This window comes from Flavobacterium sp. AC274 (genome assembly GCF_979258275.1).
Window position 1 is genome coordinate 1,398,885 of sequence record NZ_OZ409852.1, and the last position, 22,704, is coordinate 1,421,588.

Here is a 22,704-nt window from a genome sequence, read left to right on the forward strand (position 1 = left end):
ATGGCTAGAGATTTAAAATATACAAGAAATATCGGAATTGCTGCTCACATTGATGCTGGTAAAACAACAACAACTGAGCGTATCCTTTTTTATACTGGAAAGTCACATAAAATTGGTGAAGTACATGATGGTGCTGCAACAATGGACTGGATGGCACAAGAGCAAGAAAGAGGTATTACAATTACTTCTGCTGCTACAACTTGTGAGTGGAATTTTCCAACTGAGCAAGGTAAAATTTTACCAAACTCATTGCCTTATCACTTTAATATTATTGATACTCCTGGACACGTTGATTTTACTGTAGAGGTAAATCGTTCTTTGCGTGTTCTTGATGGATTGGTTTTCTTGTTTAGTGCTGTTGATGGTGTTGAGCCGCAATCAGAAACTAACTGGAGACTTGCAGATCAATATAGAGTTCCACGTATGGGATTCGTTAATAAAATGGACCGTCAAGGATCTAACTTTTTGGCAGTTTGTCAACAAGTTCGTGATATGTTGAAGTCAAATGCTGTTGCGATCACTTTGCCAATTGGTGAAGAAAATGATTTCAAAGGTGTTGTGGATTTAGTAAAAAACCAAGCTATCATTTGGCATGATGCAACTCAAGGGGCGACTTTTGATATTGTTGAAATTCCTGCTGATATGGTTGCTGAAGTTAAAGAGTACAGAGATATCCTTATTGAAGCAGTTGCTGACTATGATGAAAACTTGCTTGATAAGTATATGGAGAATCCAGATTCTATCACAGAAGAAGAAATCAACAACGCTCTTAGAGCTGCAACTATGGACATGGCTATCATTCCTATGATTGCTGGTTCTTCTTTCAAAAACAAAGGAGTTCAATTCATGTTGGATGCGGTATGTAAATACTTGCCTTCTCCAATGGATAAAGAAGGTATAGAAGGAATTCATCCTGATGATGCTGAGTTGTTAGAAGAAGATCAAACTAAAATCTTGCGTAAGCCAGATGTGAAAGAGCCGTTCGCTGCTTTAGCATTTAAAATTGCTACTGACCCATTCGTAGGTCGTTTAGCTTTCTTCCGTGCTTACTCTGGTCGTTTAGATGCTGGTTCTTATGTTTTGAACACTCGTTCAGGAAACAAAGAAAGAATTTCTCGTATTTACCAAATGCACGCTAACAAACAAAATCCAATCGAATATATTGAGGCTGGAGATATTGGAGCTGCTGTTGGATTTAAAGATATTAAAACTGGAGATACATTGTGTGATGAAAAACACCCAATCATTCTTGAGTCTATGAAATTCCCTGCGCCGGTAATTGGTATTGCAATTGAGCCTAAAACTAAAGCTGACGTTGATAAAATGGGTATGGCTTTGGCTAAATTAGCTGAAGAAGATCCAACATTTACTGTTAGAACGGATGAGGCTTCAGGGCAAACTATTATCTCTGGTATGGGTGAGCTTCACTTAGATATCTTGGTAGATCGTATGAAACGTGAATTTAAAGTTGAAGTTAACCAAGGTGAGCCTCAAGTTGAATATAAAGAAGCGTTTACAAGAACTGCTACACATAGAGAAACTTATAAGAAACAATCAGGAGGTCGTGGTAAATTCGGTGATATCGTATTTACACTTGAGCCAGCTGACGAAGTTGATGGTAAGGTTCCTGTAGGATTACAGTTTATTAATGCAGTAAAAGGTGGTAACGTTCCTAAGGAATATATCCCTTCTGTAGAAAAAGGTTTCCGTGAAGCTATGAAAACTGGTCCATTGGCAGGTTATCAAGTGGATAGTTTAAAAGTAACTTTGACGGATGGATCTTTCCACCCTGTCGATTCTGATGCTCTTTCTTTTGAATTAGCTGCTAGAATGGGTTATAGAGAAGTGGCTAAAGCTGCTGGTGCGATTATTTTGGAACCAATCATGAAAATGGAGGTTATTACTCCTGAAGAAAACATGGGGGATATCGTAGGTGATATCAACCGTCGTAGAGGTCAGGTTAATGACATGGGTGACAGAAACGGTGCTAAGACTATTAAAGCTGATGTGCCTTTATCAGAAATGTTTGGATATGTAACAACATTAAGAACATTATCTTCTGGTAGAGCAACTTCAACAATGGAGTTTTCTCACTATGCAGAGACACCTTCTAATATTTCAGAAGCTGTAATTAAAAAAGCAAAAGGTAACGCTTAATTCTTAAGAAAATGAGTCAAAAAATCAGAATAAAACTAAAATCTTACGATCACATGTTGGTGGATAAGTCTGCTGAAAAGATCGTAAAAACAGTAAAAACTACTGGAGCAGTTGTAACAGGTCCAATTCCGTTGCCAACTCACAAAAAACTTTTCACTGTGTTACGTTCTCCGCACGTTAACAAAAAAGCGAGAGAGCAATTTGAAGTAATGTCATACAAGAGATTGATTGATATTTATTCATCTTCATCTAAAACTATTGATGCATTAATGAAACTTGAATTGCCAAGTGGAGTTGAAGTAGAAATAAAAGTATAATTTTTTATTATATTTTACATATAAAAAGCGAGACAGAAATGTCTCGCTTTTTTTGTGGACAAAAGTTTTCATGGGTAATTTTTTCGAGATGTTTATTTTGGTGAATTATTTCTGTTTTTGTTGAAGTGTCTTGAATTTAGGGCGTTAGCGATGTTTTTTGTTTAGCTGATTAAGTAATTGTTAAGTTAAATGTTGTTGTGGGTTAAAAAGGTGGGTTTTGTTTTTTTAATGAAATAAAATATAGGTGATGACCAGATTGATGCTTTGATTTTGATTATGAGCTATTTAATTTTTATAACCGTTTGGTATATTCAATTTTAATGTATACTTTTGCACTCCCTGTTTGGAAATTTCTGTTATTTTCAAATTGAAGGGAATTTTAGTAATTAATAATTAATATTTATGTCTGGGTTAATTGGTAAAAAAATCGGCATGACTAGTATTTTCGACGAAAACGGGAAAAATATTCCTTGTACAGTAATCGAGGCTGGGCCGTGTGTTGTTACCCAAGTCAGAACCAAAGGTGTTGACGGGTACGAAGCGTTGCAACTTGGTTTCGATGACAAAAACGAGAAACATTCCACTAAAGCGGCTTTAGGTCACTTTAAAAAAGCTGGAACTGTTGCTAAGAAAAAAGTCGTTGAATTTCAAGATTTTGCAACTGAACAAAAATTAGGAGATCTTATTGATGTTTCTATTTTTGCTGAAGGAGAATTTGTAGATGTACAAGGTGTATCTAAAGGTAAAGGTTTTCAAGGGGTTGTTAAACGTCACGGATTTGGTGGTGTTGGACAAGCAACTCATGGTCAACACAACCGTTTAAGAGCGCCAGGTTCTGTGGGAGCTTCTTCTTATCCATCTAGAGTATTCAAAGGAATGCGTATGGCTGGAAGAATGGGAGGAGACAATGTAAAAGTTCAAAACCTTAGAGTTTTAAAAGTGGTTGCTGAAAAGAACCTGCTTGTTATTAAAGGATGTGTTCCTGGACATAAAAACTCTTATGTAATCATTCAGAAGTAATGGAAGTAAAAGTATTAGATTTCAACGGAAAAGATACTGGAAGAAAAGTTCAACTTTCTGATTCAGTATTCGCAATTGAACCAAACAATCACGCTGTATACCTTGATGTTAAGCAATATCTTGCTAATCAAAGACAAGGAACTCACAAAGCTAAAGAAAGAGCTGAAGTGACTGGAAGTACACGTAAGATTAAAAAACAAAAAGGAACTGGTACAGCTCGTGCGGGAAGTATCAAAAATCCATTGTTTAAAGGTGGTGGAACAATTTTCGGACCAAGACCAAGAAGTTATTCATTTAAATTGAATAAAAGCTTGAAAAGATTGGCAAGAAAATCAGCTTTCTCAATCAAAGCAAAAGAGTCAAATATTATCGTTCTTGAGGACTTTAATTTTGAAACTCCAAACACTAAAAATTTCATTAACGTTTTGAAAGCTTTAGGGTTAGATAACAAAAAATCTCTATTTGTGTTGGGAGAGTCAAATAAAAATGTATATTTGTCGTCACGCAATTTAAAGGCTTCTAATGTCGTAACTAGCTCAGAATTAAGCACTTACGCTATTTTAAACACTAATAATTTAGTGCTTTTAGAAGGTTCTTTGGAGTTAATCGAAGAAAATTTAAGTAAATAATAGGAATATGAGCATCATAATTAGACCTATAGTAACGGAAAAAGTAACCAAAGAAAGTGAAGTTTTAAACCGCTTCGGATTCGTTGTTGACAAAAAAGCAAACAAAGTTCAAATTAAGAAAGCTGTTGAAGCTGCTTATGGAGTAACTATCGTTTCAGTTAACACGATGAACGTAAGACCGGATAGAACTACAAAATACACTAAAAGTGGTTTAATCAGTGGAAAGACAAATGCAATTAAAAAAGCGATTGTTCAAGTACAAGAAGGAGAAACAATTGATTTTTACAACAATATCTAAGATAGAAAAATGTCAGTAAGAAAATTAAAACCTATTACCCCAGGTCAGCGATTTAGAGTTGTGAATGGTTATGACGCCATTACAACTGATAAGCCGGAACGCTCTTTGATAGCGCCGATAAAAAACTCTGGAGGTAGAAATAGTCAAGGAAAGATGACCATGCGTTATACGGGTGGTGGTCACAAGCAGAGATATCGTATTATTGATTTCAAAAGAACTAAAGACGGAATTCCGGCTACAGTGAAATCAATCGAATATGATCCAAATCGTACTGCATTTATCGCTTTATTAGCTTATGCTGATGGAGAGAAAACATACGTTATTGCTCAAAACGGATTGAAAGTTGGTCAGAAATTAGTTTCTGGTCCGGAATCTCAACCTGAAATTGGTAATACATTGCCTTTAAGCAGAATTCCTTTAGGAACTGTTATCTCTTGTATTGAGTTACGTCCAGGTCAAGGTGCGGTAATCGCTCGTTCAGCTGGTACATTTGCTCAATTAATGGCAAGAGATGGAAAATATGCTACAATTAAAATGCCATCTGGTGAAACAAGATTAATCTTGTTAACTTGTTCGGCTACAATTGGAGCTGTTTCTAATTCAGACCACCAATTAGTTGTATCTGGTAAAGCAGGTAGAACAAGATGGTTAGGAAGAAGACCTAGAACAAGACCTGTTGCAATGAACCCTGTTGATCACCCAATGGGTGGTGGAGAAGGACGTTCTTCTGGTGGACATCCACGTTCAAGAAATGGAATACCAGCAAAAGGTTATAGAACTCGTTCTAAGAAAAACCCGAGTAACAAGTATATCGTAGAACGTAGAAAGAAATAATAAGATATGGCACGTTCATTAAAAAAAGGACCTTTCGTTCATTATAAGTTAGACAAGAAAGTTCAGGAAAACGTAGAAAGTGGTAAAAATAGTGTAGTAAAGACTTGGTCTAGAGCTTCTATGATTACTCCAGATTTCGTTGGACAAACTATCGCAGTTCATAACGGTCGTCAATTTGTACCAGTTTACGTAACAGAAAACATGGTAGGTCACAAATTAGGAGAGTTTTCACCAACTAGATCTTTTAGAGGTCATGCTGGAGCAAAAAATAAAGGTAAAAAATAAGAAGCAATGGGAGTTCGTAAAAGAGAAACAGCAGATGCGAGAAAAGAGGCTAATAAGTCTATTGCTTTCGCAAAATTGAATAACTGCCCTACTTCACCTAGAAAAATGCGCTTAGTAGCGGACTTGGTAAGAGGTCAGAAGGTAGAAAGAGCACTTAACATCTTAAGATTTAGTTCTAAAGAGGCTTCAAGAAAATTAGAAAAACTATTATTATCAGCAATCAACAACTGGGAGCAAAAAAATAGTGAAGGTAATTTAGAAGAAGCTGGATTATTTGTTAAAGAGATCAGAGTAGATGGTGGAATGATGTTGAAAAGACTTCGTCCAGCTCCACAAGGTCGTGCACACAGAATAAGAAAACGTTCTAACCACGTAACAATCGTGCTTGGAGCTATCAATAACACACAAAGCAATTCTTAAGCAGCATGGGACAAAAGACAAATCCAATTGGAAATAGACTTGGTATCATCAGAGGGTGGGACTCAAACTGGTATGGTGGAAATGATTACGGTGATAAACTTGCCGAAGATCACAAAATCAGAAAGTATATCCACGCTCGTTTATCAAAAGCTAGTGTATCAAAAGTAATCATCGAGAGAACTTTGAAACTTGTAACCGTTACTATCACTACTGCAAGACCTGGTATCATTATCGGAAAAGGCGGACAAGAGGTAGACAAGTTAAAAGAAGAACTTAAGAAAGTTACTGACAAAGAGGTTCAAATCAACATCTTTGAAATTAAAAGACCTGAATTAGATGCTTATCTTGTGGCGACAAGCATCGCTCGTCAAATCGAAAGCCGTATTTCTTACAGACGTGCAATCAAAATGGCTATTGCTGCTTCTATGCGTATGAACGCTGAAGGTATCAAAGTTTTGATTTCTGGTCGTTTGAATGGTGCTGAGATGGCACGTTCAGAAGGTTTCAAAGAAGGTAGAATTCCTCTATCAACTTTCAGAGCTGATATTGACTATGCTTTGGCTGAAGCTCATACTACTTATGGTAGAATGGGTATCAAAGTATGGATCATGAAAGGTGAAGTTTATGGAAAGAGAGATCTTTCTCCACTTGCAGGAATGGATAAAAAACAATCTGGAACTGGTGGTGGTAAAGGTGGTGATTCTCCTAGAGGAGACAGAAAGCCCTTTAATAAAGGTGGTAAACCAGACGCTCGTAAAAGAAAGTAAATTTTTAAACTAAAGAAAAATGTTACAGCCTAAAAGAACAAAATACCGTAAGGTACAGAAAGGTAAAATGAAAGGTAACTCTCAAAGAGGGCATGAACTTTCTAATGGAATGTTTGGTATTAAATCTGTACATGAAGATGGAATGTTCTTAACGTCTCGTCAAATCGAAGCTGCACGTATTGCTGCAACTCGTTTCATGAAGAGAGAAGGACAATTATGGATCAAAATATTTCCAGACAAACCAATTACTAAGAAGCCTCTTGAGGTACGTATGGGTAAAGGTAAAGGTGCCGTTGAATATTGGGCTGCCGTTGTTAAACCCGGAAGAATTATGTTTGAAGTTGGAGGAGTTCCTTTATCAGTTGCAAAAGAGGCTTTACGTCTTGCAGCTCAAAAGCTTCCAGTGAAAACTAAATTCGTCGTTGCTAGAGATTTCGAAGCATAATTAAATTTATATTATGAAACAATCAGAAATAAAAGATCTTTCTGCAGCGGAGTTGCAAGAAAAACTTAGTCAAACTAAGAAAATATATGCTGACCTAAAAATGGCTCACGCTATTTCTCCAATTGAGAACCCACTTCAGATTAGAAGTGTAAGAAGAACAGTTGCAAGATTAGCTACAGAGTTAACTAAAAGAGAGTTACAATAATTGTATTCTGCTGAAAGATGGAAGAAAAAAGAAATTTAAGAAAAGAAAGAATAGGTGTTGTTACTTCAAATAAAATGGATAAGTCTATTGTTATTGCTGAAGTAAGAAAAGTAAAACACCCATTATACGGTAAGTTCGTGTTGAAAACAAAGAAATACGTTGCACACGACGAAACAAACGACTGTAACATTGGAGATACTGTAAGAATTAGCGAAACGCGTCCTTTAAGTAAAACAAAATGTTGGAGATTAGTTGAAATCTTAGAAAGAGCTAAATAATTATGGTACAACAGGAATCAAGACTAAAAGTAGCAGATAACACGGGAGCAAAAGAAGTTTTAACTATCCGTGTTTTAGGAGGTACCAAAAGAAGGTATGCCTCTGTTGGTGACAAGATTGTAGTATCTATTAAAGATGCAACTCCTAACGGTAACGTTAAAAAAGGAGCTGTTTCAACTGCAGTTGTTGTACGTACCAAAAAAGAAGTGAGAAGAGCTGATGGTTCTTATATCCGTTTCGATGATAATGCATGTGTTCTTTTGAACGCTGCAGGGGAAATGAGAGGAACTCGTGTTTTTGGTCCGGTAGCAAGAGAACTTCGTGAAAAACAATTCATGAAAATTGTATCATTAGCACCAGAAGTGCTTTAATTCGTTTTAAGATGATAAAGCTAAAAATAAAATCAGGAGATATCGTAAGAGTTATTGCTGGAGACCATAAAGGTGCTGAAGGTAAAGTTTTACGTGTTTACCGTGAGAAAAATAAAGCGATAGTTGAAGGTGTAAACATGGTTTCGAAACATACAAAACCAAGTGCTAAAAACCCTCAAGGTGGTATCGTTAAGAAAGAAGCTTCTATACAAATATCTAACATTTCACTAATTGATCCTAAAACTAAGGAAACAACTAGAGTTGGTATTAGAGTAGAAGGAGATAAGAAAGTAAGATTTTCAAAAAAATCTAATCAAGTACTATAGTAATGGCATATACACCTAGACTAAAAGAAGAATATAAGAGTAGAGTAATCTCTGCTCTTAAAGAGGAATTCGGATATACAAACGTGATGCAAGTTCCAAAACTTGAAAAAATCGTTTTGAGCCGTGGAGTTGGTGCAGCTGTATCTGATAAAAAACTTATTGACTATGCAGTTGATGAGTTAACAAAGATCACTGGACAAAAAGCAGTATCTACAATTTCAAAGAAAGACGTTGCGTCTTTTAAATTGAGAAAAGGGATGCCTATTGGAGCAAAAGTTACTTTACGTGGTGAAAGAATGTATGAGTTTTTAGATAGACTTGTTACTTCTGCTTTACCACGCGTTAGAGATTTTAGTGGTATCAAAGCTACTGGTTTCGACGGAAGAGGTAATTACAATCTTGGAGTTTTAGAGCAAATCATTTTCCCTGAAATTGATATTGACAAAGTAAACAAAATTTCAGGAATGGATATTACATTTGTTACTACTGCAAAAACAGACAAGGAAGCAAAGTCATTATTGGCTGAATTAGGATTACCTTTTAAAAAGAATTAAGACATGGCTAAAGAATCAATGAAAGCCCGTGAGGTTAAGAGAGAAAAAACGGTAGCAAAGTATGCTGAGAAAAGAAAAGCTTTGAAAGAAGCTGGAGATTTTGAAGGTTTACAAAAATTACCTAAAAATGCTTCACCAGTTCGTTTACACAATCGTTGTAAGTTAACAGGTAGACCAAGAGGTTATATCCGTCAATTCGGTATTTCACGTGTAACTTTCCGTGAGATGGCTAATAATGGGTTAATTCCTGGAGTTAAAAAAGCGTCTTGGTAATCTCGCAATAAGTTAGTACTTTTGCAAACCAAAAAATAATTTTAATTGATTAAAGGTTCGGGAGATGGGTATCTCCCGAAAACCATAATCGCAATCAAATACATATGTATACAGATCCTATTGCAGATTATTTGACTAGAGTTCGTAACGCTGTGGCTGCAAACCACAAAGTTGTTGAAATTCCAGCTTCTAATCTAAAAAAAGAAATAACTAAGATCTTATTTGATCAAGGTTATATCTTGAGTTACAAATTTGAGGACAACACTGTTCAGGGTTCAATCAAAATCGCTTTGAAGTATGATAAAGATACTAAAGAGCCTGTAATTAAAGATATCCAAAGAATTAGTAAACCTGGTTTACGTAAATACGCAGGTGCTGCCAAATTACCAAGAATCCTTAACGGATTAGGAATTGCGATTGTTTCTACATCAAAAGGTTTGATGACTGGAAAACAAGCTAAGCAATTAAATGTAGGTGGTGAAGTAATTTGTTACGTATACTAATTTTAAAGACTAAATAAGATGTCAAGAATAGGTAAAAGCCCAATTGTAATCGCTGCTGGTGTAACTGTTGAAGTTAAAGACGGTATCGTTACGGTAAAAGGAAAAAAAGGTCAACTAACTCAGGAGTTTTCGGACATTACTGTAAAAGTTGAAGGCGATCAAGTTCTATTAGAAAGATCGTCTGATCATAAAGACCAAAGAGCAAAACACGGATTATACAGATCATTAATCAATAATATGATAATTGGTGTATCTGAAGGTTTTACAAAAGAACTTGAATTAGTTGGAGTTGGATATAGAGCTTCAAACCAAGGTCAAAAGTTAGATTTAGCTCTTGGATATTCTCACAATATTGTTTTGGAAATTGCTCCGGAAGTTGCATTAGAAACAATATCTGAAAAAGGTAAAAACCCTATCGTAAAATTAACATCATTTGATAAACAACTTTTAGGACAGGTTGCTGCGAAAATCAGAGGTTTCCGTAAGCCTGAGCCGTACAAAGGAAAAGGAGTTAAATTTGTGGGTGAAGTATTAAGAAGAAAAGCAGGTAAATCAGCTTAAAAAATAAGATTATGTCATTAACAAAATCTGATAGAAGACAGAGAATTAGATTCAGAATTAGAAAATCGATTAGTGGTACTGCTACTAACCCAAGACTATCTGTATTTAGAAGTAACAAAGAAATTTACGCTCAACTTATTGATGACGTAAATGGAGTTACTTTATTAGCTGCATCTTCAAGAGAAAAAGAAATAGGAAAAGGTACTAACGTTGAAATCGCTGCTGCTGTTGGAAAATTAGTTGCAGAGAAAGCGTTAAAAGCTGGGATTGATACAATCACTTTTGATAGAGGTGGTTATTTATATCACGGTCGTATTAAATCATTAGCAGAAGGCGCAAGAGCGGCTGGACTTAAATTCTAATATATTATGTCTAAATACAAAAATGTAGAATTGGTAAAACCAAGTGGTCTTGAACTTAAAGATCGTCTGGTAAGTGTTAATCGTGTTACTAAAGTTACAAAGGGTGGTAGAGCTTTCGGTTTTTCTGCTATTGTAGTTGTAGGTGATGAAAACGGAGTAGTTGGTCACGGATTAGGAAAATCTAAAGACGTTTCTGAAGCAATTGCGAAAGCAGTAGAAGATGCTAAGAAAAATTTAGTAAAAATTCCTTTGAATGGACAATCTGTTCCTCACGAACAAAAAGGTAAATTTGGTGGTGCACGTGTATTCTTAATTCCTGCTTCTCATGGTACAGGAGTTATTGCTGGTGGAGCTGTTCGTTCAGTTCTTGAATCAGTAGGTATTCACGATGTATTATCTAAATCTCAAGGATCATCAAATCCTCATAACGTAGTGAAAGCAACTTTTGATGCTTTATTACAAATGAGAAGCGCTCATACTGTTGCAAAACAAAGAGGTGTTTCTTTAGAAAAAGTTTTTAAAGGTTAATTCAAGGAAATTATGGCTAAATTATTAGTAAAACAAGTAAGAAGCAAAATCAACTGTCCTCTTTCTCAAAAAAGAGGTTTGGAAGCTTTAGGTCTACGTAAAATGGGACAAGTTGTAGAGCATGATTCAAACCCTGCTATCCTTGGGATGATAAACAAAGTTAAACACTTAGTTTCTGTCGAAGAAGCTAAATAACAAATACTGTTATGAATTTAAGTAACTTACAACCAGCTGAAGGGTCAACACACAATCAAAATAAAAGATTAGGTAGAGGAGAAGGTTCTGGAAAAGGTGGTACTTCTGCAAGAGGTCACAAAGGAGCAAAATCTCGTTCTGGTTATTCTAAAAAGATTGGTTTTGAGGGAGGGCAAATGCCACTTCAAAGACGTGTACCTAAGTTTGGTTTCACAAACATCAATCGTAAAGAATACGAAAGTGTTAATTTAGATACGCTTCAATTATTAGTAGACAATGGTGTGATTACTGATTCTGTTTCAATGACAGATTTCGTAGCAAATCGTCTTGCTACCAAAAATGAAATCGTTAAGATTTTAGGTAGAGGAGAATTGAAAGCAAAATTAAAAGTAACTGCCCACAAATTTACTGCTACTGCTAAAGCTGCTATTGAAGCTGCTGGAGGAGAAGCTGTAACTATATAACTTATCTATTAAGATGAAGAAATTTATTGAATCAATAAGTAATGTTTGGAAAATCGAAGAACTGAAAAACAGAATCCTAATTACATTAGGATTGCTTTTAGTATATCGTTTTGGTGCACACGTTACGCTTCCTGGAATTGACGCAACTCAATTAACAGGTTTAGCGGGACAAACTAAAAATGGTTTAGGATCTATCCTAGACATGTTTACAGGAGGTGCTTTCTCTAAAGCTTCAGTTTTTGCTTTAGGTATTATGCCTTATATTTCTGCATCTATTGTTGTTCAGTTGATGGGAATTGCTATTCCTTATTTACAAAAACTTCAAAACGATGGAGAGAGTGGTAGAAAAAAGATTAATCAAATCACTCGTTGGTTGACTATAGCTATTACACTGGTTCAAGGTCCAACTTATATCTATAATTTGTACAGAACATTGCCTGGTAGTGCATTCTTACTAGGCTTTAATTCACCTGAATTTTTGTTCTCGTCTGTTATCATCTTAGTCACTGGTACAATTTTTGCTATGTGGCTTGGTGAGAAAATTACAGATAAAGGTATTGGAAATGGAATTTCATTATTGATTATGGTTGGTATTTTAGCTCGCTTACCGCAAGCTTTTATACAAGAATTTACAACCAGAGTTACCAATAACAATGGAGGTCCAATGTTGTTAGTTATTGAAATTATTGTGTGGTTATTAGTAATTATTGCTTGTGTATTGCTTACAATGGCAGTACGCAGAATTCCGGTTCAGTATGCTCGTCGTACAACAACTGGAGATTATGAGCAAGATTTAGCAGGTGGTAATAGACAATGGATTCCTCTTAAGCTTAATGCTTCTGGAGTTATGCCAATCATTTTTGCTCAGGCAATTATGTTTATACCTGCAGCTGTAGCCGGATTGTCTAAATCAGACACATCACAATCTATTGTTGGAGCATTTAGTAATATCTTTGGATTTTGGTATAATTTTGTTTTTGCAACTTTAATTATTGTATTTACATTTTTCTATACTGCGATCACGGTTCCTACTAACAAAATGGCCGATGATTTAAAAAGAAGCGGTGGTTTTATTCCTGGAGTTCGTCCTGGAGCTGAAACCTCAGACTTCCTTGATAAAGTGATGTCTTTAATAACTTTCCCAGGATCTTTATTCCTTGCTTTGATTGCTGTGTTCCCAGCTATTGTTGTAAGTATTATGGATGTACAACAATCTTGGGCAATGTTTTTTGGAGGTACCTCATTAATAATTATGGTTGGAGTTGCAATAGATACTATTCAACAAATCAATTCATACTTGTTAAACAAACATTATGATGGTTTAATGAAGACTGGTAAAAATAGAAAAGCGGTAGCTTAATATATTTATGGCAAAACAATCAGCAATAGAACAAGACGGATCAATCATTGAAGCATTATCAAATGCGATGTTCCGTGTAGAGTTAGAAAATGGACATATTGTAATTGCTCATATTTCTGGTAAAATGCGTATGCATTACATCAAGTTATTACCTGGTGATAAAGTGAAACTAGAAATGAGTCCTTATGATTTGTCAAAAGCAAGAATTACTTATCGATATTAAAGGATATTCACTATGAAAGTTAGAGCATCAGTAAAAAAGAGAAGTCCCGAGTGCATCATTGTGCGTAGAAAAGGGAGATTGTACGTAATAAACAAAAAGAATCCTAGATTTAAACAAAGACAAGGATAATTATGGCAAGAATAGCAGGGGTAGATATCCCAAAAAATAAAAGAGGTGTTATAGCACTTACCTATATCTTTGGATTAGGAAGAAGTAGAGCTATTGAGATTTTAGAAAAAGCTCAAGTTAGCCAAGACAAAAAAGTTCAAGATTGGAATGATGATGAGATCGGAGCGATTCGTGATGCTGTTTCATTTTACAAAATTGAAGGAGAATTACGTTCTGAAGTTTCTTTGAACATCAAACGTTTAATGGATATTGGTTGTTATAGAGGTATCCGTCATAGATCTGGTCTTCCTTTAAGAGGACAAAGAACTAAAAACAACTCTAGAACAAGAAAAGGTAAAAGAAAAACTGTTGCTAACAAGAAAAAAGCAACTAAATAATAAGTAATATGGCTAAAGCAACTGCAAAAAAACGTAAAGTTATCGTTGAATCAACGGGTGAAGCTCATATTTCTGCCACTTTCAACAACATTATCATTTCTTTGACTAATAAGAAAGGTGAAGTTATTTCTTGGTCTTCAGCTGGTAAGATGGGTTTCAGAGGTTCTAAAAAGAACACTCCGTACGCAGCTCAAATGGCAGCAGAAGATTGTAGTAAAGTAGCTCTTGAGGCAGGACTTAAAAAAGTAAAAGTTTATGTAAAAGGACCAGGAAACGGACGTGAGTCTGCTATTCGTTCTATTCATAACGGTGGAATTGAAGTTACAGAGATTATCGATGTTACTCCAATGCCTCACAACGGATGTCGTCCTCCAAAAAGACGTAGAGTTTAATTTTATTTATTCATAGTATAAACAAGGTAGAATATAGATTATCGAAGGATTTGACCTGAATTCATAATCTCTACCTTAAATTTAATTTTTTAGAAATGGCAAGATATACTGGTCCAAAAACTAGAATTGCTCGTAAATTTGGCGAAGCAATCTTCGGAGATGATAAATCTTTCGAAAAAGAAATTACCCACCTGGACAACACGGGATGGCTAAAAAAAGAGGTAAAAAATCTGAGTATGCTGTTCAGTTAATGGAAAAGCAAAAAGCTAAATATTCTTATGGAATTTTAGAAAAACAATTCAGAAATTTATTTAAAAAAGCATCAGCAACTAAAGGTGTTACTGGTGAAGTTCTTTTACAATTATGTGAGGCAAGATTAGATAACGTTGTTTTTAGAATGGGTATTGCTCCTTCTAGAAGAGGTGCTAGACAATTAGTTTCTCACAGACACGTTACTGTAAATGGTGAGGTTGTAAATATCGCTTCTTATCACCTTAAACCAGGTGATAAAGTTGCAGTTCGTGAAAAATCTAAGTCTTTAGAAGCTATCGAACGTTCTTTATCAAATTCAAGTCATGTTTATGAATGGATTACTTGGAACAATGATCTTAAAGAAGGAACTTTCGTTTCTGTACCTGCAAGACTTCAAATCCCAGAAAACATTAAAGAACAATTAATCGTAGAGTTGTACAACAAATAATAATTGACTTAGTCGAAATTTATGGCAATATTTAATTTTCAAAAGCCCGATAAAGTTATCATGATCGATTCAACCGATTTTGAAGGTAAATTCGAATTTAGACCTTTAGAACCTGGTTATGGATTGACAGTTGGTAATGCACTTAGAAGAGTTTTGCTTTCAGCATTAGAAGGTTATGCAATTACATCTGTTCGTATCGAAGGTGTAGATCATGAGTTTTCTACTATTTCAGGTGTTGTTGAAGATGTTACCGAAATTATCCTTAATCTAAAACAAGTACGTTTCAAACGTCAAATTGAAGATATCGATAATGAAGCAGTTACAATTTCTGTTTCTGGTAAAGATCAATTAACAGCAGGTGATTTTCAAAAATTTATCTCAGGTTTTCAAGTTTTGAATCCAGACCTTGTTATCTGTAATTTAGATTCTAAAATCAAATTGAACTTCGATTTAACAATCGAAAAAGGTAGAGGATATGTACCTGCTGAGGAGAACAAAAAACAGAACGCTGCAATTGGAACCATTTTTACAGATTCTATTTTTACTCCGGTAAAAAATGTAAAATATGCAATTGAAAACTTCCGTGTAGAACAAAAAACAGATTATGAAAAATTAGTTTTTGAAATTAAAACTGATGGCTCTATTAATCCAAAAGATGCTCTTACTGAAGCTGCTAAAGTTTTAATTCACCACTTCATGTTATTTTCTGACGAAAGAATTACACTCGAGGCTGACGAAATTGCACAAACAGAATCGTATGATGAAGAGTCATTGCATATGAGACAATTGCTTAAAACTAAGCTTGTTGATATGGATTTATCTGTGAGAGCATTAAATTGCTTGAAAGCGGCTGAAGTTGATACACTTGGTGATTTAGTATCGTTCAATAAAAATGACCTGATGAAATTCCGTAATTTTGGTAAAAAATCTTTAACTGAACTTGATGAACTTGTTGCAGTTAAAAATTTAACTTTCGGAATGGATTTAGCTAAATACAAACTAGATAAAGAATAATTCAATCCGCCACGGCGGATTAAATTTAAAATAGCAATGAGACACGGAAAAAAATTCAATCACTTAAGCAGACAGACTGGACATAGAAAAGCTATGTTAGCTAATATGGCTTGTTCTCTTATTGAGCACAAACGTATTAACACTACTGTTGCTAAGGCTAAAGCGCTTAAACAATTCGTTGAGCCTTTAATCACAAAATCAAAAGAAGATACGACTCACAATCGTCGTATTGTTTTTGCTTACTTACGTAGTAAATATGCTGTAACTGACTTGTTCAGAGACGTAGCTGCTAAAGTTGGTGACCGTCCAGGTGGATACACTCGTATCATTAAAGTTGGAAATCGTTTGGGAGATAATGCTGATATGGCAATGATCGAACTTGTAGATTTCAATGAACTTTACAATGGAGGTAAAAAAGAAGTTAAAAAAGCTAAAAGCCGTCGTGGTGGTAAAGCAAAAAAAGCTGAGGAAACTACTTCTGAAGCTCCTGCTGCTGAGTCAGAATCGACTACTGAAGCTTCTGAATAATTATGAAAGTAATGATTCTATAGAAATCAAGGATAAGCTAATTTTTAGTTTATCCTTTTTTTTGATTTTTTTAAAATGAGAAATTTAACTTATTTCAATTCGAAGGTATTATTTTTATGAATGAATTTTTTAAAAAATCTTGGAGACACTCTTTTAAAGAAGTAAATTTGCAAAACTTATAATTACAAATGAAATGAGCTTGGCAAGTTTCATGTACAATTAAAAAAACAACACAAATTAAAGAATGAAATACACGACACGACAAAGCGCCATTTTATTACTAAGCGACGGAACTATTTTTCACGGAAAATCTATCGGAATTAGCGGTAAAACTTTTGGTGAAGTTTGTTTTAATACGGGAATGACAGGATATCAGGAGATTTTTACTGATCCTTCTTATTTTGGTCAGATATTAGTGGCTACAAATGCACACATTGGAAACTATGGTGTTAATGATCAGGAAATTGAATCTGATAGCGTTAAGATTGCTGGTTTAGTTTGTAAAAACTTTAGCTTTAATTATTCAAGAGAAGATGCATCTGGAAGTTTGGAAGATTATTTCACTAAACAAAACCTGATTTGTATTTCTGATGTTGATACGAGAGCTCTTGTGAGTTATATTCGTGATAACGGAGCAATGAATGCTGTTATTTGTACAGATGGAACTTCGGTAGAAGAATTGAAAAAAGAATTGGCAAATGTGCCAAACATGGAAGGTTTAGAGTTGGCGTCAAAAGTTTCAACTACTGAGCCTTATTTTTTTGGAGATGAAAATGCTACTTATAAAATTTCAGCTTTAGATCTTGGAATTAAAAAAATATCTTGAGAAACCTTGCGAAAAGAGATTGTTATATCAAAGTGTTTCCTTATGATTCAACTTATCAGGATTTAACTGAATTTAATCCTGATGGTTATTTCTTATCGAACGGTCCTGGAGATCCAGACCCATTATTTGGTGCCATACAAGTTGCAAAAGAAATTATAGCGGATGATAAGCCTTTGTTTGGAATTTGCTTAGGTCATCAGATTATAGCTTTGGCAAATGGTGTTAAGACCTATAAGATGTTTGGAGGTCACCGCGGAATTAATCATCCGGTAAAAAATATTATTACAGGAAAAGGAGAAATAACTTCTCAGAATCACGGTTTCGCTGTAAAAAGAGAAGCTTTAGACGGTCATCCGGAATTAGAAATTACGCATGTACATTTAAATGATGATACAGTTGCCGGAATGAGAATGAAAAATAAGAATTGTTTTTCAGTACAATATCATCCTGAAGCAAGTCCAGGACCACACGATTCATCTTATTTATTTGATCAGTTCGTTGAGAATATAAAACTGGCTACCGCTAAAACGATGTAGTTAATAAATAAAGGTGTTTAATAGTAAGAATACGTTTTTACTATTAAATAATTTTATAATTTCGGAAAAAAATATATAATTTATTAATAAAAAAACAGAAATAATGAGTATTATAATTAAAGTTCACGCAAGACAAATTTTTGATTCCAGAGGTAATCCTACTATTGAGGTTGATGTAGTAACTGAGAATGGAGTTTTAGGAAGAGCAGCAGTTCCATCTGGAGCTTCAACTGGAGAACACGAGGCTGTTGAATTACGTGACGGAGGAAAAGCGTTCTTAGGAAAAGGAGTTTTAAATGCAGTGAATAATGTTAATACTGTTATTGCTGAGGAATTAGTTGGAACTTCTGTTTTTGAACAAAACACAATTGATCAATTAATGATTGATTTAGACGGAACTCCAAATAAATCTAAATTAGGAGCTAATGCTATTTTAGGAGTTTCTTTAGCTGCTGCAAAAGCTGCTGCAAATGAATTAGGTTTGCCATTATACAGATATGTAGGTGGGGTTTCTGCTAATACATTACCTGTTCCAATGATGAATATCATCAATGGTGGTTCTCACTCTGATGCTCCGATTGCTTTTCAAGAGTTTATGATTTTTCCTGTAAAGGCAACTTCATTTACTCATGCAATGCAAATGGGAACTGAAATCTTCCATAGCTTGAAAAAGGTATTGCACGATAGAGGATTAAGCACTGCAGTTGGTGACGAAGGTGGTTTTGCACCAAACTTAGCTGGTGGTACTGAAGATGCTTTAGATACAATCAAATTAGCAGTTGAAAAAGCAGGATATACTTTTGGAGACGAAATTATGATTGCTCTTGACTGTGCCGCTTCTGAATTTTATGTAAACGGTAAATACGATTATACTAAATTTGAAGGTGAAACTGGAAAGATCAGAACTTCTGAAGAACAAGCTGATTATTTAGCTGAACTTGCTGCTAAATATCCAATTATTTCTATCGAAGATGGTATGTATGAAGATGACTGGAATGGATGGAAATATTTAACTGAAAAAATTGGACATAAAGTTCAATTAGTTGGTGACGATTTATTTGTTACTAATGTTGAACGTTTATCTACAGGTATTGAAAAAGGAATTGCAAATTCAATTTTGGTAAAAGTGAACCAAATTGGTACTTTAACTGAAACTATTGCTGCAGTAAATATGGCCAAAAATGCTGGTTATACTTCTGTAATGTCTCACCGTTCTGGAGAAACTGAAGATAATACAATTGCTGATTTAGCGGTAGCTTTAAACTGTGGTCAAATTAAAACTGGTTCTGCTTCTCGTTCTGATCGTATGGCAAAATACAATCAATTATTAAGAATTGAAGAAGAATTAGGAGCAACAGCTTATTTCCCTGGATTAAACGCTTTCAAGATTAAATAATTGTAAGGTTATAGATAGATTTAAACCATCCATTTCTTAATGGGTGGTTTTTTTTGGAGTTTTAACAAATTCATAGCAGTATTCTTTTTTTAATTAGTCTTAAATTCCTTAGATTTGATAAATTATTATTTTAAAGATTTATTTCCGATATATTATGTCAAAAATAGCTACATTAGAAGTAGATGGTCAAAAAATTGAACTTCCGGTAATCACAGGAAGCGAAAATGAATCAGCTATCGATATTAACAAATTACGTGATTTAACTGGTATTATTACTATAGACCCAGGATATAAAAATTCTGGATCTTGTAAAAGTGAGATCACATTCTTAGACGGAGAATTAGGAATTTTGCGTTACAGAGGATATTCAATCGAAGATTTAGCTGAGAAAGCTAGCTTTTTGGAAGTATCATATCTTTTAATTTTTGGTGAATTGCCAACAGCTCAGGAATTAGAGCAGTTTGAAAATGGTATTAAAAAACATACTTTGGTAAACGAAGAGATGAAAAATATCATTGATGGTTTTCCAAAAACAGCACATCCAATGGGTGTACTATCTGCTTTGACAAGTGCTTTAACGGCATTTAATCCAAAAGCAGTGAATGTTGACAATGAAAAAGAAATGTACGAAGCCATTTGTAAAACAATGGGTAAATTTCTTGTAATTGCTACATGGACCTACAGAAAATCTATGGGTTATCCTTTAAATTATTATGACAACACAACAGGTTATGTAGATAACTTTATGCAATTAATGTTTAAATTGCCTACAGGACCTTATTCTGCTAATCCGGTTATTGTTGATGCATTAGATAAATTATTTATTCTTCATGCAGATCACGAACAAAACTGTTCTACTTCTACAGTAAGAATGGTAGGTTCATCTCATGCTGGTTTGTTTGCCTCAATTTCTGCAGGAGTTTCTGCTCTTTGGGGTCCACTTCATGGTGGCGCAAACCAGGCAGTGCTTGAAATGCTGGAAGAAATCAATAAAGATGGTGGGGATACAGATAAGTTTTTAGCGAAAGCAAAAGACAAAAATGATCCATTCCGTTTAATGGGATTTGGTCATAGAGTTTACAAAAACTTTGATCCGAGAGCTAAAATTATTAAAAAAGCGGCTAAAGAAGTATTAGAGACTTTAGGAGTTGAAGATCCTATTTTAGAAATTGCTAAAAAATTAGAATCAGCTGCTCTTGAAGATGATTATTTCAAGTCAAGAAATTTATATCCTAATGTTGACTTCTACTCTGGAATTATTTACAGAGCGTTAGGAATTCCAACAGATATGTTTACAGTAATGTTTGCTATTGGTAGATTACCAGGCTGGATCGCACAATGGAAAGAAATGCGTGAAAACAAAGAGCCAATTGGAAGGCCAAGACAAATTTACACTGGACATCCTTTGAGAGACTTTAAGTCTAACAAATAAAAAACTTTAAAGCTTCACTTAACTGTGAAGCTTTTTTTATATTTGCTCAAAATATAATACTATTATGTTGCAATTAAATGTAAAGAACGAAACGTCAAGATTGCGTGCTGTAGTTTTGGGTTCAGCCGTTCATAATGGGCCAACTCCATCTTTGGAAGAAGCCTACGATCCTAAATCATTGGAACATATTAAAGCAGGAACATATCCAATTGAAAAGGACATGGTTACTGAAATGGATGCTTTTAATGCTGTTTTTCAAAAATATGATGTAAAAGTTTATCGTCCGGAAATGATTGAGAATTATAATCAAATTTTTGCCAGAGATATAGGTTTTGTTATTGATGACACTTTTGTGAAATCGAATATTTTGCCAGATCGAGAACGTGAATTAGATGCAATTCAATATGTAATTGATCAAATGGATGCAACTAAAGTGGTTCGCCCACCGGAGGAAGTACATATTGAAGGCGGAGATGTTATGCTTTGGAATAATCATATTTTTATTGGAACATATAAAGGCAGTGATTATAAGGATTACATCACAGCAAGAACAAATATGCATGGTGTTAATTTTATCAAGGAATTATTCCCGAATAAAATTGTCAAAGAATTTGATTTGGTTAAATCGAAGTTAGAAGCTCGGGATAATGCTTTGCATCTTGATTGTTGCTTTCAGCCAGTTGGAAAAAATAAAGGGATCATTTATAAAAGAGGTTTTCGTGAGGAAGCTGATTATTTATATTTAGTAAATCTTTTTGGGAAAGAAAATTTATTTCACATTGAGAGAAACGAAATGTATAATATGTTTTCAAACGTATTTTCAATTGATGAAAATGTTGTAGTTTCAGAGAAGAATTTTACTCGTTTGAACAATTGGCTTCGTGCAAATGGTTTTACAGTTGAAGAAATTCCGTATGCAGAAATTGCAAAACAAGAAGGATTGTTGAGATGTTCAACGTTACCATTAATTAGAGATTAAAAAAATAGTTTTAAGTTTTATGTTTCCGGTTCCAGCAACTTGAAACTTTAAAACCTGAAGCGAAAAATATAGATTATGAAACAAACTACAAATGCAATCGTAATGATTCGGCCGGTTGCTTTTAGAATGAATGAGCAAACGGCTGTAAATAATTATTACCAAAAAGTGTTAGACGGACTTTTACCAAGTACTGTAAATGCAAAAGCCCAGCAGGAATTTGATACTTTCGTTGAGAAGTTAAGGGCCGTTGGAGTAGATGTGACGGTGATCGAAGATACTTTAGATACAGATACTCCGGATAGTATTTTTCCAAACAACTGGGTTTCATTTCATGAAAATGGAGATGTAGCTTTATATCCAATGTTTGCCGAAAATCGTCGTCATGAACGTCGTGAAGATATTTTAGATACTCTTGAAGAAAAAGGTTTTGAGATTTCTAATATAATGGATTATACATCTGCAGAAGAAGATGGTTTTTTTCTGGAAGGAACAGGAAGTTTGCTTTTGGATAGAGCTAATGCAAAAGCATATTGTGCGTTATCTCCTCGAGCTGATGAGGAATTGTTTATAGAATTTTGTGAAGATTTTGATTATGCTCCGGTTATTTTTGAAGCATTTCAGACTGTTGATGGAGAGCGTAAATTAATTTATCACACTAATGTAATGATGTGTTTGGGTGAAACTTTTGCTGTTATTTGTGCAGATTGCATTGATGACAAAAAAGAACGCAAAATGGTGCTGGATAATTTAAAAACTGATAAAAAAGAAATTATTTTAATTACTGAAGCTCAGGTAAATAATTTTGCCGGAAATATGCTTGAAGTTCGAGGAGCAAATGACAAAAAATATATTGTTATGAGCGCATCGGCACATCAGAGTTTAACTCCAAAACAAATTGCACAATTAGAAAATCATGCAGAAATTTTAAGTTCAAGTTTGGATACAATTGAAGCTTGTGGCGGCGGGAGTGCAAGATGCATGATGGCTGAAGTGTTTTTGCCAAGAAATTAAAAAATAATA

33 protein-coding genes and 2 pseudogenes are annotated in these 22,704 nt (G+C 34.6%); all 35 read left to right on the top strand.

All coding sequences use genetic code 11. The features are described from left to right. The 35 genes and pseudogenes from fusA (at position 1) to ctlX (ending at position 22,695) form a co-directional block, all read left to right on the top strand. Positions 1-2,157, top strand: coding sequence for an elongation factor G (gene fusA, locus ACZZZT_RS06300; RefSeq protein ID WP_042565875.1), 2,157 nt, complete (start codon positions 1-3; stop codon positions 2,155-2,157). 11 nt (positions 2,158-2,168) lie between these two features. After that, entirely contained in the window at positions 2,169-2,474 is a 306-nt protein-coding gene (rpsJ, locus tag ACZZZT_RS06305; RefSeq protein ID WP_007803605.1) for a 30S ribosomal protein S10, read from the top strand. A 402-nt stretch (positions 2,475-2,876) separates the two neighbouring features. Then, the gene (gene rplC / locus ACZZZT_RS06310; protein WP_007803612.1) at positions 2,877-3,494 is read left to right on the top strand and encodes a 50S ribosomal protein L3; all 618 of its coding nucleotides are present in this window, start codon (positions 2,877-2,879) and stop codon (positions 3,492-3,494) included. Then, the gene (rplD, locus tag ACZZZT_RS06315) at positions 3,494-4,123 is read left to right on the top strand and encodes a 50S ribosomal protein L4 (protein WP_041516263.1); all 630 of its coding nucleotides are present in this window, start codon (positions 3,494-3,496) and stop codon (positions 4,121-4,123) included. The genes rplC and rplD overlap by 1 nt, the downstream gene beginning before the upstream one ends. 7 nt (positions 4,124-4,130) lie before the next feature. Beyond that, positions 4,131-4,421 (top strand): 50S ribosomal protein L23, encoded by a 291-nt coding sequence (gene rplW / locus ACZZZT_RS06320; RefSeq protein WP_017495018.1) that lies wholly within the window; start codon positions 4,131-4,133, stop codon positions 4,419-4,421. A 9-nt stretch (positions 4,422-4,430) separates the two neighbouring features. Further along, entirely contained in the window at positions 4,431-5,255 is an 825-nt protein-coding gene (gene rplB, locus ACZZZT_RS06325) for a 50S ribosomal protein L2 (RefSeq protein ID WP_007803623.1), read from the top strand. Positions 5,256-5,261: 6 nt separating this feature from the next. Beyond that, positions 5,262-5,540, top strand: coding sequence for a 30S ribosomal protein S19 (gene rpsS / locus ACZZZT_RS06330; protein ID WP_012022488.1), 279 nt, complete (start codon positions 5,262-5,264; stop codon positions 5,538-5,540). Between the two features lie 6 nt (positions 5,541-5,546). Next, the gene (gene rplV / locus ACZZZT_RS06335) at positions 5,547-5,960 is read left to right on the top strand and encodes a 50S ribosomal protein L22 (protein ID WP_007803631.1); all 414 of its coding nucleotides are present in this window, start codon (positions 5,547-5,549) and stop codon (positions 5,958-5,960) included. 5 nt (positions 5,961-5,965) lie between these two features. Continuing rightward, on the top strand, positions 5,966-6,727 hold the full coding sequence (rpsC, locus tag ACZZZT_RS06340; RefSeq protein ID WP_007803635.1) for a 30S ribosomal protein S3: 762 nt from the start codon (positions 5,966-5,968) through the stop codon (positions 6,725-6,727). Between the two features lie 19 nt (positions 6,728-6,746). Beyond that, positions 6,747-7,172, top strand: coding sequence for a 50S ribosomal protein L16 (gene rplP, locus ACZZZT_RS06345; protein ID WP_007803637.1), 426 nt, complete (start codon positions 6,747-6,749; stop codon positions 7,170-7,172). A gap of 13 nt (positions 7,173-7,185) precedes the next feature. Then, positions 7,186-7,377, top strand: a complete 192-nt coding sequence (gene rpmC, locus ACZZZT_RS06350) for a 50S ribosomal protein L29 (protein WP_007803639.1) — start codon at positions 7,186-7,188, stop codon at positions 7,375-7,377. Positions 7,378-7,394: 17 nt separating this feature from the next. After that, a complete protein-coding gene (gene rpsQ / locus ACZZZT_RS06355) occupies positions 7,395-7,655 on the top strand; it encodes a 30S ribosomal protein S17 (protein ID WP_007803646.1) in 261 nt (86 codons plus the stop codon). 2 nt (positions 7,656-7,657) lie between these two features. Next, positions 7,658-8,026 (top strand): 50S ribosomal protein L14, encoded by a 369-nt coding sequence (gene rplN, locus ACZZZT_RS06360; RefSeq protein WP_007803649.1) that lies wholly within the window; start codon positions 7,658-7,660, stop codon positions 8,024-8,026. A gap of 11 nt (positions 8,027-8,037) precedes the next feature. After that, complete coding sequence (gene rplX, locus ACZZZT_RS06365; protein ID WP_007803650.1) at positions 8,038-8,352, top strand: 50S ribosomal protein L24; 315 nt, start codon at positions 8,038-8,040, stop codon at positions 8,350-8,352. A gap of 2 nt (positions 8,353-8,354) precedes the next feature. Further along, positions 8,355-8,906, top strand: a complete 552-nt coding sequence (gene rplE, locus ACZZZT_RS06370; protein ID WP_007803652.1) for a 50S ribosomal protein L5 — start codon at positions 8,355-8,357, stop codon at positions 8,904-8,906. Positions 8,907-8,909: 3 nt separating this feature from the next. Next, complete coding sequence (gene rpsN / locus ACZZZT_RS06375) at positions 8,910-9,179, top strand: 30S ribosomal protein S14 (protein WP_007803655.1); 270 nt, start codon at positions 8,910-8,912, stop codon at positions 9,177-9,179. Positions 9,180-9,283: 104 nt separating this feature from the next. Beyond that, on the top strand, positions 9,284-9,682 hold the full coding sequence (rpsH, locus tag ACZZZT_RS06380) for a 30S ribosomal protein S8 (RefSeq protein ID WP_007803657.1): 399 nt from the start codon (positions 9,284-9,286) through the stop codon (positions 9,680-9,682). An 18-nt stretch (positions 9,683-9,700) separates the two neighbouring features. Further along, positions 9,701-10,243, top strand: coding sequence for a 50S ribosomal protein L6 (gene rplF / locus ACZZZT_RS06385; RefSeq protein WP_042565877.1), 543 nt, complete (start codon positions 9,701-9,703; stop codon positions 10,241-10,243). Between the two features lie 11 nt (positions 10,244-10,254). Further along, on the top strand, positions 10,255-10,605 hold the full coding sequence (gene rplR / locus ACZZZT_RS06390; RefSeq protein ID WP_042565878.1) for a 50S ribosomal protein L18: 351 nt from the start codon (positions 10,255-10,257) through the stop codon (positions 10,603-10,605). A gap of 3 nt (positions 10,606-10,608) precedes the next feature. Beyond that, positions 10,609-11,133 (top strand): 30S ribosomal protein S5, encoded by a 525-nt coding sequence (rpsE, locus tag ACZZZT_RS06395; protein ID WP_085950926.1) that lies wholly within the window; start codon positions 10,609-10,611, stop codon positions 11,131-11,133. Positions 11,134-11,145: 12 nt separating this feature from the next. Then, entirely contained in the window at positions 11,146-11,328 is a 183-nt protein-coding gene (gene rpmD / locus ACZZZT_RS06400; protein WP_017495010.1) for a 50S ribosomal protein L30, read from the top strand. An 11-nt stretch (positions 11,329-11,339) separates the two neighbouring features. Further along, positions 11,340-11,792: a 50S ribosomal protein L15 gene (gene rplO, locus ACZZZT_RS06405; RefSeq protein WP_463459801.1), complete on the top strand. Its 453-nt coding sequence runs from the start codon at positions 11,340-11,342 to the stop codon at positions 11,790-11,792. A gap of 13 nt (positions 11,793-11,805) precedes the next feature. Beyond that, positions 11,806-13,152 (top strand): preprotein translocase subunit SecY, encoded by a 1,347-nt coding sequence (secY, locus tag ACZZZT_RS06410; protein WP_042565879.1) that lies wholly within the window; start codon positions 11,806-11,808, stop codon positions 13,150-13,152. Between the two features lie 7 nt (positions 13,153-13,159). Then, positions 13,160-13,375, top strand: coding sequence for a translation initiation factor IF-1 (infA, locus tag ACZZZT_RS06415; RefSeq protein WP_007136545.1), 216 nt, complete (start codon positions 13,160-13,162; stop codon positions 13,373-13,375). A 12-nt stretch (positions 13,376-13,387) separates the two neighbouring features. Further along, positions 13,388-13,504 (top strand): type B 50S ribosomal protein L36, encoded by a 117-nt coding sequence (gene ykgO, locus ACZZZT_RS06420; RefSeq protein ID WP_072945378.1) that lies wholly within the window; start codon positions 13,388-13,390, stop codon positions 13,502-13,504. 2 nt (positions 13,505-13,506) lie between these two features. Further along, positions 13,507-13,881: a 30S ribosomal protein S13 gene (gene rpsM / locus ACZZZT_RS06425; protein ID WP_007803675.1), complete on the top strand. Its 375-nt coding sequence runs from the start codon at positions 13,507-13,509 to the stop codon at positions 13,879-13,881. An 8-nt stretch (positions 13,882-13,889) separates the two neighbouring features. After that, on the top strand, positions 13,890-14,273 hold the full coding sequence (gene rpsK, locus ACZZZT_RS06430; RefSeq protein WP_007803677.1) for a 30S ribosomal protein S11: 384 nt from the start codon (positions 13,890-13,892) through the stop codon (positions 14,271-14,273). Between the two features lie 95 nt (positions 14,274-14,368). After that, positions 14,369-14,973 (top strand): annotated as a pseudogene (rpsD, locus tag ACZZZT_RS06435) (30S ribosomal protein S4). Between the two features lie 21 nt (positions 14,974-14,994). Further along, positions 14,995-15,987 (top strand): DNA-directed RNA polymerase subunit alpha, encoded by a 993-nt coding sequence (locus tag ACZZZT_RS06440; RefSeq protein WP_026109818.1) that lies wholly within the window; start codon positions 14,995-14,997, stop codon positions 15,985-15,987. Positions 15,988-16,023: 36 nt separating this feature from the next. After that, complete coding sequence (rplQ, locus tag ACZZZT_RS06445) at positions 16,024-16,515, top strand: 50S ribosomal protein L17 (protein WP_042565880.1); 492 nt, start codon at positions 16,024-16,026, stop codon at positions 16,513-16,515. A 244-nt stretch (positions 16,516-16,759) separates the two neighbouring features. Next, a pseudogene (gene carA / locus ACZZZT_RS06450) lies at positions 16,760-17,877 on the top strand (glutamine-hydrolyzing carbamoyl-phosphate synthase small subunit). 103 nt (positions 17,878-17,980) lie between these two features. Beyond that, entirely contained in the window at positions 17,981-19,273 is a 1,293-nt protein-coding gene (gene eno / locus ACZZZT_RS06455; protein WP_042565882.1) for a phosphopyruvate hydratase, read from the top strand. Between the two features lie 154 nt (positions 19,274-19,427). Further along, on the top strand, positions 19,428-20,705 hold the full coding sequence (locus tag ACZZZT_RS06460; protein ID WP_042565883.1) for a citrate synthase: 1,278 nt from the start codon (positions 19,428-19,430) through the stop codon (positions 20,703-20,705). Between the two features lie 64 nt (positions 20,706-20,769). Continuing rightward, positions 20,770-21,684 carry a dimethylarginine dimethylaminohydrolase family protein gene (locus ACZZZT_RS06465; protein WP_463459802.1) on the top strand — a complete coding sequence of 305 codons (915 nt, stop codon included), beginning with the start codon at positions 20,770-20,772 and terminating at the stop codon, positions 21,682-21,684. A gap of 75 nt (positions 21,685-21,759) precedes the next feature. Beyond that, entirely contained in the window at positions 21,760-22,695 is a 936-nt protein-coding gene (gene ctlX, locus ACZZZT_RS06470) for a citrulline utilization hydrolase CtlX (RefSeq protein WP_042565885.1), read from the top strand. Positions 22,696-22,704: the final 9 nt, after the last annotated feature.